General features: G+C 70.4%; 9 protein-coding genes. 2 read left to right on the forward strand and 7 right to left on the reverse strand.

Features of this window, described 5'->3' with window-relative positions; genetic code table 11:
- The first annotated feature begins 121 nt into the window (after positions 1-121).
- Entirely contained in the window at positions 122-2680 is a 2559-nt protein-coding gene (locus ACH4RC_RS15605; protein ID WP_398200333.1) for a discoidin domain-containing protein, read from the forward strand.
- A gap of 183 nt (positions 2681-2863) precedes the next feature.
- Positions 2864-3991 carry an NADH:flavin oxidoreductase gene (locus ACH4RC_RS15610; protein WP_398200336.1) on the forward strand — a complete coding sequence of 376 codons (1128 nt, stop codon included), beginning with the start codon at positions 2864-2866 and terminating at the stop codon, positions 3989-3991.
- Positions 3992-4055: 64 nt separating this feature from the next.
- Here the strand turns inward: ACH4RC_RS15610 and ACH4RC_RS15615 are convergent, their stop codons facing one another.
- The 7 genes from ACH4RC_RS15615 to ACH4RC_RS15645 form a co-directional block, all read right to left on the reverse strand.
- Positions 4056-4853, reverse strand: coding sequence for an AAA family ATPase (locus ACH4RC_RS15615; RefSeq protein WP_398200339.1), 798 nt, complete (start codon positions 4851-4853; stop codon positions 4056-4058).
- 56 nt (positions 4854-4909) lie between these two features.
- Positions 4910-5617 (reverse strand): 3-oxoacyl-ACP reductase FabG, encoded by a 708-nt coding sequence (gene fabG / locus ACH4RC_RS15620; protein ID WP_398200535.1) that lies wholly within the window; start codon positions 5615-5617, stop codon positions 4910-4912.
- Complete coding sequence (locus ACH4RC_RS15625) at positions 5617-5781, reverse strand: hypothetical protein (protein WP_398200342.1); 165 nt, start codon at positions 5779-5781, stop codon at positions 5617-5619. The genes fabG and ACH4RC_RS15625 overlap by 1 nt, the downstream gene beginning before the upstream one ends.
- Positions 5778-6350 (reverse strand): hypothetical protein, encoded by a 573-nt coding sequence (locus ACH4RC_RS15630; RefSeq protein WP_398200345.1) that lies wholly within the window; start codon positions 6348-6350, stop codon positions 5778-5780. The genes ACH4RC_RS15625 and ACH4RC_RS15630 overlap by 4 nt, the downstream gene beginning before the upstream one ends.
- A gap of 207 nt (positions 6351-6557) precedes the next feature.
- Positions 6558-7595: an AvrD family protein gene (locus ACH4RC_RS15635; RefSeq protein WP_398200348.1), complete on the reverse strand. Its 1038-nt coding sequence runs from the start codon at positions 7593-7595 to the stop codon at positions 6558-6560.
- Between the two features lie 217 nt (positions 7596-7812).
- Positions 7813-8298, reverse strand: a complete 486-nt coding sequence (locus ACH4RC_RS15640; protein WP_398200351.1) for a MarR family winged helix-turn-helix transcriptional regulator — start codon at positions 8296-8298, stop codon at positions 7813-7815.
- Positions 8299-8526: 228 nt separating this feature from the next.
- Entirely contained in the window at positions 8527-10173 is a 1647-nt protein-coding gene (locus ACH4RC_RS15645; protein ID WP_398200354.1) for an MFS transporter, read from the reverse strand.
- Between the last annotated feature and the right edge of the window lie 78 nt (positions 10174-10251).

Here is a 10251-nt window from a genome sequence, read left to right on the forward strand (position 1 = left end):
AGTTGCCTTGACCCTTAAATCAAACCTCGAACTAAGCCGTTCCAGTTGTCAGTTGCCCACCCGTCGATCCCGGCCGCCGCGCGGCAGGGGTCTCTCACCCACCCCCGCACGGAGTGAAAGCATGAGACACAGATCCATGGGGATCGCGCTCGCCACGGCGGCGGCGCTGCTCACCATCCCCGCCCAGGCCGCGACGGCCGCTCCGGCCGCCGCAGCCGACACGCCGCTCTCCCAGGGCAAGACCGCCACCGCCTCCTCCACCGAGAACGGCGGGACGCTCGCGTCGGCCGCCGTCGACGGTGACCTCGGCACCCGCTGGTCGTCCGCCGCGAGCGACGGTCAGTGGCTCCAGGTCGACCTCGGCGCCAAGGCGGACCTCGGCAAGGTCGTCCTCAACTGGGAAGCCGCCTACGCCAAGAACTACAAGATCCAGGTCTCCGACAACGGAAGCACCTGGTCGGACCTGAAGTCCGTCACCGGCTCGGACGGCGGCACCGACACCCTCGACGTCGCCGGCAGCGGCCGCTACGTCCGCATGCAGGGCGTCAACCGCGCCACCGCGTACGGCTACTCGCTCTGGGAGTTCCAGGTCTTCGGCGCCGGCGGGACCACCCCGCCCGGCGACGGCTGCTCGACCGCGAACGCCGCCCAGGGCCGCCCGGCGACCTCCTCCTCCACGGAGAACGCCGGCACGCCCGCCTCCGCCGCGTTCGACGGCAACACCGGCACCCGCTGGTCGAGCGCCGCCTCGGACCCGCAGTGGGTCCAGGTCGACCTCGGCTCGTCGCAGAACATCTGCAAGGTGGACCTCAACTGGGAGGCCGCGTACGCCAAGGCATTCAAGATCCAGGCGTCCGCGGACGGCCAGAGCTGGACGACGCTGAAGGACGTCACCGGCGCGACCGGCGGCCAGAGCTCCTACGACGTCAGCGGCACCGGCCGCTACCTGCGGATCCAGGGGACCACCCGCGCCACCGCCTACGGCTACTCGCTGTGGGAGGTCGGGGTGCACACCGGTTCCGGCGGCTCCGTCCCGCCCGTCGAGGGCGGCGGCGACCTCGGCCCGAACGTCATCGTCGTCGACCCGAGCACGCCGAACCTCCAGGCCAAGTTCGACCAGGTCTTCTCGCAGCAGGAGTCGAACCAGTTCGGCTCGCAGCGCTACCAGTTCCTGCTCAAGCCGGGCACGTACAACAACATCAACGCCCAGCTCGGCTTCTACACCTCCATCTCCGGTCTCGGCCTCAACCCCGACGACACGAGGATCAACGGTGACGTCACGGTCGACGCGGGCTGGTTCAACGGCAACGCCACGCAGAACTTCTGGCGCTCCGCCGAGAACCTCTCCCTCAACCCGGTCAACGGCACCGACCGCTGGGCCGTCGCCCAGGCCGCGCCGTTCCGCCGCATGCACGTCACCGGCGGCCTCAACCTGGCGCCGAACGGCTACGGGTGGGCCTCGGGCGGCTACATAGCCGACTCCAAGATCGACGGCACCGTCGGCCCGTACTCGCAGCAGCAGTGGTACACCCGCGACAGCTCGGTCGGCGGCTGGACCAACGGCGTGTGGAACATGACGTTCACCGGTGTGCAGGGCGCCCCGGCGACCAACTTCGACACCGGCCCGTACACGACCCTCGACACCACCCCGGTCTCGCGCGAGAAGCCGTTCCTCTACCAGGACGGCAACGAGTACAAGGTGTTCGTGCCCGCCAAGCGCACCAACGCGCGCGGCGTCTCCTGGCCCGCCAACGCCGGGTCCTCGCTCCCGCTGAGCCAGTTCTACGTCGTCAAGCCCGGCGCGACCGCCGCCACCATCAACCAGGCGCTCTCGCAGGGCCTGAACCTGCTGTTCACGCCCGGCGTCTACCACCTCGACCAGACGATCAACGTGAACCGTGCCAACACGGTGGTCCTCGGTCTCGGTCTCGCGACGATCATTCCCGACAACGGCGTCGACGCCATGCACGTCGCCGATGTCGACGGCGTGAAGCTCGCGGGCTTCCTCATCGACGCGGGCGCCAAGAAGTCCGACACGCTCCTCCAGATCGGCGGGGCCGGCGCGAGCGCCGACCACGCCGCGAACCCGACCTCCATGCAGGACGTGTTCGTCCGGATCGGCGGCGCGGGCCCCGGCCTCGCCACCAACTCCGTGGTCGTCAACAGCGATGACGTGATCGTCGACCACACCTGGATCTGGCGCGCCGACCACGGTGACGGCGTCGGCTGGGAGACCAACCGCGCCGACTACGGGCTCGTCGTCAACGGCGACGACGTCCTGACCACCGGCCTGTTCGTGGAGCACTTCAACAAGTACGACGTGCTCTGGAACGGCGAGCGCGGCCGCACGATCTTCTTCCAGAACGAGAAGGCGTACGACGTTCCGAACGCCGCCGCCGTCACCCACGACGGCATCGTCGGCTACGCGGCCTACAAGGTCGCCGACAGCGTCAACACGCATGAGGCGTGGGGGCTCGGCAGCTACTGCAACTTCACCTCGGATCCGAGCATCGTGCAGCAGCACGGCTTCCAGGTCCCGGTGAAGTCGGGCATCAAGCTGCACAGCATCCAGGTCGTCTCGCTCGGCGGCAAGGGCCAGTACGCCCACGTCGTGAACAACACCGGCGCCCCGACCTCGGGCACCGACACCATCCCGTCCAAGATCACGTCGTTCCCGTGACCGTGATCCCGGCCCGCTGAGAAGCACCGCGCGCGGTGTGCTCCGGATCGCCCCGCAGGGGTGGCCCGGATCACACCGCGCGCGTGCGTGGCGTCGGAATGCCACACGGTACGCATCGGTTGGCACGCGAGTACGCGTTTAATGCATGTGCACATACTGACTGGTACCCAGGAGGAACACTCCGTGACTGACACCGCGTCGCCCGCGTCCCGCGCCGCCGACACCTTGTCCCGCCCGCTCGCGCTGAACGGTCTGACCGTACGGAACCGCATCGCGATGGCGCCGATGACCCGCATGTTCTCCCCGGGCGGCGTGCCGGGCGAGGACGTCCGCTCGTACTACTCACGGCGGGCCGCGGCCGGTGTCGGCCTGATCATCACCGAGGGCACGTACGTCGGTCACCCCTCGGCGGGCGAGAGCAGCCGGGTACCGCGCTTCCACGGCGAGGAGCAGCTGGCGGGCTGGGCGAAGGTCGCCGAGGACGTGCACGCGGCGGGCGGCGCGATCGTGCCGCAGCTGTGGCACATCGGCATGGTGCGCAAGCCGGGCCGCCCGCCCTTCGCGGACGCCCCTCCGGTCGGCCCCTCCGGGCTGCTCACGGACGGCACCGAGGGCGAGGGCAAGGTGATGACCCAGGCCGACGTGGACGACGTCATCGGCGCCTTCGCGCAGGCCGCCAAGGACGCCGAGCGCATCGGCCTCGACGGCGTCGAGGTGCACGGCGCCCACGGCTACCTGCTCGACCAGTTCCTGTGGGCCGGCACGAACCGCCGCACCGACGCCTACGGCGGCGACCCGGTGGCCCGCACGAAGTTCGCCGCCGAGATCGTCGCCGCGATCCGCGGGAACGTCTCCCCCGACTTCCCGGTGATCTTCCGGTACTCGCAGTGGAAGCAGGACGCCTACGACGCCCGGCTCGCCGAGACCCCGGAGGAGCTGGAGGCGATCCTCGACCCGCTCGCCGCGGCCGGTGTCGACGCCTTCCACGCCTCGACCCGCCGTTACTGGGTCCCGGAGTTCGACGGCAGCGACCTCAACCTCGCCGGCTGGACCAAGAAGCTCACCGGCAAGCCCACCATCACGGTCGGCTCGGTCGGTCTCGACGGCGACTTCATCGCCGCGTTCGCGGGCGAGAACTCCCGGACCAAGGGCATCGACGACCTCCTCGACCGCCTGGAGCGCGACGAGTTCGACATGGTCGCCGTCGGCCGCGCCCTCCTCCAGGACCCGCAGTGGGCCGCGAAGGTCCTCGACGGCCGCTTCGACGAACTGAAGCCGTACGACGTCGCCGCGCTCAAGTCCCTGAGCTGACCGGTGCGGCCGGTGGGCGGCACGGGGCGCCCACCGGCATCGGCCGAGCGGCCGGGCGGCAGCGTCAGAACCGCAGCGCGTACGAGACGCGCCGCCGCAGCGACTTCACCCGCTGGGCCTCGTGGAAGCGCGCGTCCTGCTCCAGGACCCGGGTCGCCTCGGTCACCTTCGCGCCCGCCCGCTCGATCGCCTCGTCGAGCGGCATCACCAGCGGCAGTTCGAAGATGTCGACGATCCGCTCGATCCGTTCCCGGACGCTGCCGCGGACCACGTGGTACGGGATCTCCAGCTCCTCCAGGGTCTCGATCAACAGCTCGTCGGAGATCCGGCGGAACGGTTCGGAGACCGGCCGGTGGCCGTCCGCCTTCATCTCGAACTCCACCGGCAGATGCACGTAGGCGTCGTAGATCCGTTTGGCACGCGCCTTGGCGACGGCGCCGTACGCGTCCATGTACTGGCGGTAGAAACGCTTCACCGGCAGCCCGGCGACATTCTTCACGGTGCGCAGGAGCAGGTTCGCGCCCGGGTTGATGCCGACCCTCATCCGGGCCTCGCCGTAGATCCACTCGTGGATGACCGAGCCGTCGGAGATGAACGCCCCCTCACCCGCCTCGTTGTGGATGCGCTCCTCCAGGCGGCGCAGGCCCAGCATCGTCAGCTCCATCGCGCTGAGCTCCTGGACCTGCTTGCCCGGCACGAGATCCAGGAGGATCTCCCGGGAGGTCATCGCGTGGGTGCGGGGGATGCCCGTCGCCATCGACAGCGTCTCGGTCGTGGTGCTCTTGCCGCTGGAGTACGTGCCCGAGATCGCCAGGTGCAGACCGCGCTGCCGGGTGCGGGCGGGGGTGCTTGTGTTCCCCATGATGGGTTCTCTTCCGGTCGTGTGTGGGTGGTGGTGCGCCGCGGTGCGGTGTGCCGTCAGCCGCCGAGGCCCAGGCCGCCGCTGACCGGGAGGACCGCTCCGGTGACGAAGCGGCCGGACTCCCCGGTGAGGTAGCGCACGGCGGCGGCGACGTCGTCCGGCTCCCCGACCCGCCCCAACGGCGTGATGGACAGCAGGTGTTCGCGGCGCCGGTCGGTGATCTCGCGGCTCATGGCGGTGTCGATGAGGCCCGGCGCGACGACGTTGACCGTGATGTTGCGCGGCCCCAGCTCCCAGGCGAGGGAGCGGGCCATGCCGAGCATCCCGGCTTTCGCGGCCGCGTAGTTGACCTGGCCCGGCGCCCCGTACGCGTACGTCATGGACGAGACCAGCACGATCCGGCCCCAGCGGGCCCGCATCATGGAGCGCACCGCGCGGCGTACGGTGCGGAAGGCGCCGTGCAGGTTGACGTCGACCACGTCCGTGAAGTCCTCCTCCTCCATGCGCAGGAGCAGGCCGTCGCGGGTGATGCCCGCGTTGACGACGAGCACTTCGACGGGGCCGTGCGCGGCCTCCGCCTTCGCGAAGGCCGCGTCGATGCTCGCCGCGTCGGTCATCTCCGCGGGCACGCCGAGGAGTCCGTCGGGCGGGCCGCTGTCGCGGTGGGTGACGGCGACGCGGTCGCCGTCGGCCGCGAGGGCGGTGGCGACGGCGAGTCCGATGCCGCGGTTGCCGCCGGTGACCAGGACCGAGCGTCCTTTCATCATCGGCTCCTCTCGGTGGTGAGGGCGCCGGTGGCGTGCGGGCGGCGGCCGGTGCGCGCCAGGTTGCGCGCGGCGGTCGCGGCGAGCAGCCGGCCGAGCCCGTGCCTGCTGAGGTCGTCGAGAGCGCTGTCCGCTGTTTCGTCGCGGTGCCGCGGCTGCTTCATCGGGCACCCCCGCAGACCATCCCGGAGGCGCAAGGGCGCAGCGGCATGCCGGCGAACAGATGGTGCACGGCCGCCGCGAACCGGTCAGCGTTGAGCGTGTGCGGCTGGAGTCGGCGGGCGAAGCGCGGGTTGAGCACCACCCCGTCCTCCGGCTCCTCGGCGAGCAGCGGTGGCAGGAGCGCCTTGGGGGTGCGGGCCAGGACCGCGTCGCTCTCGGCGAGGAAGCGCCGGGCGCGGTCGCGGTGGTCCTGCGGCAGCCAGTCGAGGAACGGCAGCCTGACCTCGACGAGTTCGTCGGTGTCGTGGGTGAGGTTCTCGCAGCGGACGCCCGCCAGTTCGCGCATCAGACGGCGCGGCGCGGCCTGCCACTCCTCCCGCAGGAGGGGTACGCGACTGCGCGCCTCGTCCAAGAGGACCAGCAGCGGGCGCCCGCCGTCGAGGTGGGCGCGCACCTGGGCGTGCTCCGCCCTGTCCGGCCACAGCCCCGCCGGTGTCCAGGCCCGCTTTCCGGGCACGGCCGCGGGCTCGTTCCAGAGCACGCGGGCCGGTCCTTCGAGAATGACGAGCACGTCTCCTGATCGGAACGTGGGTGTAAAACGCATGACGAATTGCCCCCGTTGGCGTTTCTTTTATTTCTCGTGAACGAGCAGCCCGATAATTGCACCGTGCATTGGATGCCGAATGGTGTGGCGCCGGGCATGGCCTCCGCGTACAGAAATACGGACGGGCCGCCGTTCCTGTTCAATGAATGCGCCGTGAAAGGCGCGTGTCCCTTGTTACGCGGCGGCGGGCAGGCGGTGGGCCAGCCAACAGCGGCCGCCGATCCCCGCGAAGTCGTCGACCGCCAGCTCGGCGGTGCGCCAGCGCGCGTCGCCCATGGACAGGATCCTGCTGCCCGCGGTGGACACGGTCGGGACGAAGCCGCGCCCCAGGGGACGCACGGGCGTGCGCGCGCTGATGACGAAGCGCCGCATCCAGAGGGTGTCGCTGTCGCCGCGGGCCAGGCCGTCCTGGGCGTAGAGCAGGATCTGGGCGAGCTGGGCGACGCCCACGAGCGCGTCGACCAGGGAGACCGACGGGCCGTAGGCCGCCTCGGCTCCGTGGGTCGGTGCGGATGCGTCCGCGTCCTGGGCGACGACGCGCTGCAGTACGCGGACCCGCTGCCGCTCCAGGTCGACGCGGACCTGCTCGCCGTACTGTTCGCGCTGCTTGTAGCCCTCCCCGTAGTGGCGCGTTCCCGCAGGTCCGAGGGCCTGCTTCTCATCCGCGTAGGTGACGGGTCCACCGGATCCCGCGCCCTGTTCGTGCACGAGCGTGCAGCGCACCCTGAGCCGTCCGACGCGGCACTCGAACGTGCTGGCCAGCACGGACTCCCCGCCGTCCGCCCCGGCTACGTCGGTGAGCTCGCCCCGGACGGGAAAGTCCGTGAGCTCCTCGTGCGGGCTGCTGCCCGCGCGGACGTCGGCGTGGCGCAGCCAGACCCGGCGCCGCTGCGCCGGCGTCAGACCGAAGGACCGGGCGATGTGGATCTCCGCCAGACTGGCGGCGAGGACCAGCGCGTCGATGCTGCTCAGGTGCGGGCGCAGATCGCCGCTGCCCGCCTTGCGGGACCAGTCACGCGGATACGTGAGGGTGCCGCGCGCGGTGACGCGCGCGCCCGGCCGGCCGCTGCCGTCGGTGGAGATGTCCCTGAGAGTCTGGGTGACGCGCTTGTACCCGCTTCCGAAGAAGCGGGTGCTGCCGGGTCCGAGGCAGCTGTCGAGAGATCCGTAGAAGAGTTCTTTGCTTTTCTTGCCGTTCCCTATGCAGTCCATTCTCCGTTTAACCTTCCCCCGTGTCCGGACCGCGCGGCCCGGACAGAAAGACATTAACACGGCAAGCCGTGCGGGAAGCGTTTTACGGGTGGAGGTGTGACACCCTCCACAGATCAACCCAAAGTAATCCTCAAGAAGGGATTAATCACTTCCATTTCCGGTTCCCGCCTGTTCCGGTTTCTCCAAAAACGGCGGGCTGAATTGACATGTACCGGATTCATTCGCAAGCGATCACACGGGGCCAGCGGTCGGCGAGCAGGTCGCCGAGGAGCGCGCGCAGCCGCTCGCGGTCCTCCGCGGGCACGGCCTCGAGGAACTCCCGCTCCACGGCGTCGACGGCGCTTCCCGCGCGCGCGAGCGCCGCACGGCCGTCGTCGGTGAGCCGCAGGATGTAGCGCCGGCGGTCCGCCGGGTTGCGCCGCCGCTCCACGTGTCCCGCCCCCTCCATCTCGTCGATGAGGGCGACCATGGTGGTGGGGTCGAGGTGGAGCAGTTTGCTCAAGTCCTGCTGCGACAGAGCCAGATCGCTCTCCAGGGCGGCGAGCACGTAGAAGTAGCGCAGCCGCATGCCCTGCTCGGCGAGGGCGCGCTCCGCGTCCTCCATCAGAATGGACCCGGCCTTGTTGAGCAGGTAGCCGGTTCTGCGGACGAGAGGGAAGTCGAGGCCGGCGGTCTGCGCCGGGGTGGGCGTCGCCTGTGTCATCGGGCCGTTCCCCCTTGTCGTGGGCTGTCGTGTGCTGTCGTCCGCGTGTCGAGCGGCTCTTGTACTGAGCAGCTCTTGTACTGAGCAGCTCTTGTACTGAGCAGCTCTTCTGCTGGGCGTCGTCGGTGCCGAACGTCCGGTGTGCCGATCGTCGGTCCTGCAAAGCGTACTGGCGGTGGCCCCGGGCCAGAAGGCCGGTGCCACCGCCAGTACAGCCCGCCTGGGCTCCTACCGTTCTCCCCCGGCGCGTACGGCCGCCACGGAGGCCGCGACGGGCTCACCGGCGGCCCCCTCCACCGCCGGGGCCTCCTGCGCCACGTCCTCCGCGGGCGGGGTCTCGCCCCTGGCGCTCTCGTGCAGGTCGCGCGTGCGGATGAAGAGGAAGCCGACGAGCGAGCCGACCACGGCCACGGCCGCGCAGACGAGCATCACGTCGGTCAGGCCGTCCACGAAAGCGGTGCGCGCCGCCGTTTCGAGCGCGGGGGCGAGCGCCGACGGCGCGCGGGAGGCGGCTTCCGCGCCGCCGCCCGCCGCCACGGCCTCACCGAACTCGTGCGCGGAGGGGCCCAGTTGGCGCCCCGCGTCGGACTGGGCGAACAGGTCGGTGACCCGGCTCTGGAACGCCGCGCCGAACCCTGCGATGCCGATGGCGACACCGACCTGCTGGAAGGTCTCGTTGATGCCTGAGGCCATGCCCGCCTTGGACGGCTCCACGACGGCGATGGAGAGCGACGCGCGCGGCGGGTTGAAGAGGCCCATGCCGAGGCCGATGCCGAACATGCTCGGGAGCAGCGCCGTCCAGGCGGTGTCCGGGCCGGTCAGGGCGACAAGGCCGAGGCCGATCGCGATGAGCGCGAGGGCCGCGCCCATGAGCAGCCGCTGCGGCACGCGCGTGGTCAGCGATCCGGCGATCGCCGCCGCGATGAACAGCGTGCCGGTCAGCGGCAGGAAGCGCAGGCCGGTCTCCCACGGTGAGAAGGCCAGGACGTTCTGCACGTACGACACCAGGAGGAAGATCGCCGCCATGGTGGCGGCGGGGCCCAGGAGCGTCACCACCGAGACGCCGTTGAAGGTCCTGTTCCTGAACAACGACAGCTGCAGCATGGCGCGTTCGCCGAGGCGCCGCTCCACGAGGCCGAACACCGCGAACAGGACGGCGGCGCCCGCGAACATCGAGACGATGGGCGCGCTGCCCCAGCCCTCGGCCTCACCGCGAAGGAAGCCCAGGACGAGCAGGGTCAGCGCGCCGGTGAAGAGCGCCTGGCCCCACCAGTCGGCGGCCGGGGCCGCCTCGTCGCGGGACTCGCGCATCCGCAGTCCGCTGATGGCCAGGGCGAGCAGGCCGACCGGCACGTTCACCAGGAAGATCCAGCGCCAGCTCAGACCGTCGGTCAGGGCGCCGCCGATGAGCGGCCCGAAGGCGATGGACAGGCCGGCCACACCGCCGAAGATCCCGAACGCCTTGCCGCGGTCCTTGCCCCGGAACTCCTGGCCGATCAGCGCGGGGCCGACGGCGAACAGCACCGCTCCGCCGAGGCCCTGGATGCCGCGGGACACGGAGAGCACGACCACGTCGCCGGCGAGGCCGCAGGCGAGCGAGGCCAGGAGGAACACGACGAAGCCCACGTTGAAGACGCGCTTGCGGCCCAGGCGGTCCGCCAGCGATCCGGCCGTCAGGAGGACTGCGGCGAGCCCCAGGGCGTAGGCGTCGAGCACCCACTGCAGCGAGGTGAAGCTCGCGTCGAACGCGTCCCTGATGTCGGGCAGCGCCACATTCACCACCGTCAGGTCGAGCAGCAGCATGAACGTGGCCACGCACACGACGGCCAGGGTCCACCCCCGCCCGTTCGTCGGTGTCGTTCGTCCGGACATCATTCCCCCGAAATCCTAATGATCAAGAATCCAAATCATCGAAATTCCCAACGATCCGAGAAACTATGAATCCCGTGGAGG

It is taken from the genome of Streptomyces sp. NPDC016845 (assembly GCF_044332585.1).
Taxonomy (GTDB): domain Bacteria; phylum Actinomycetota; class Actinomycetes; order Streptomycetales; family Streptomycetaceae; genus Streptomyces.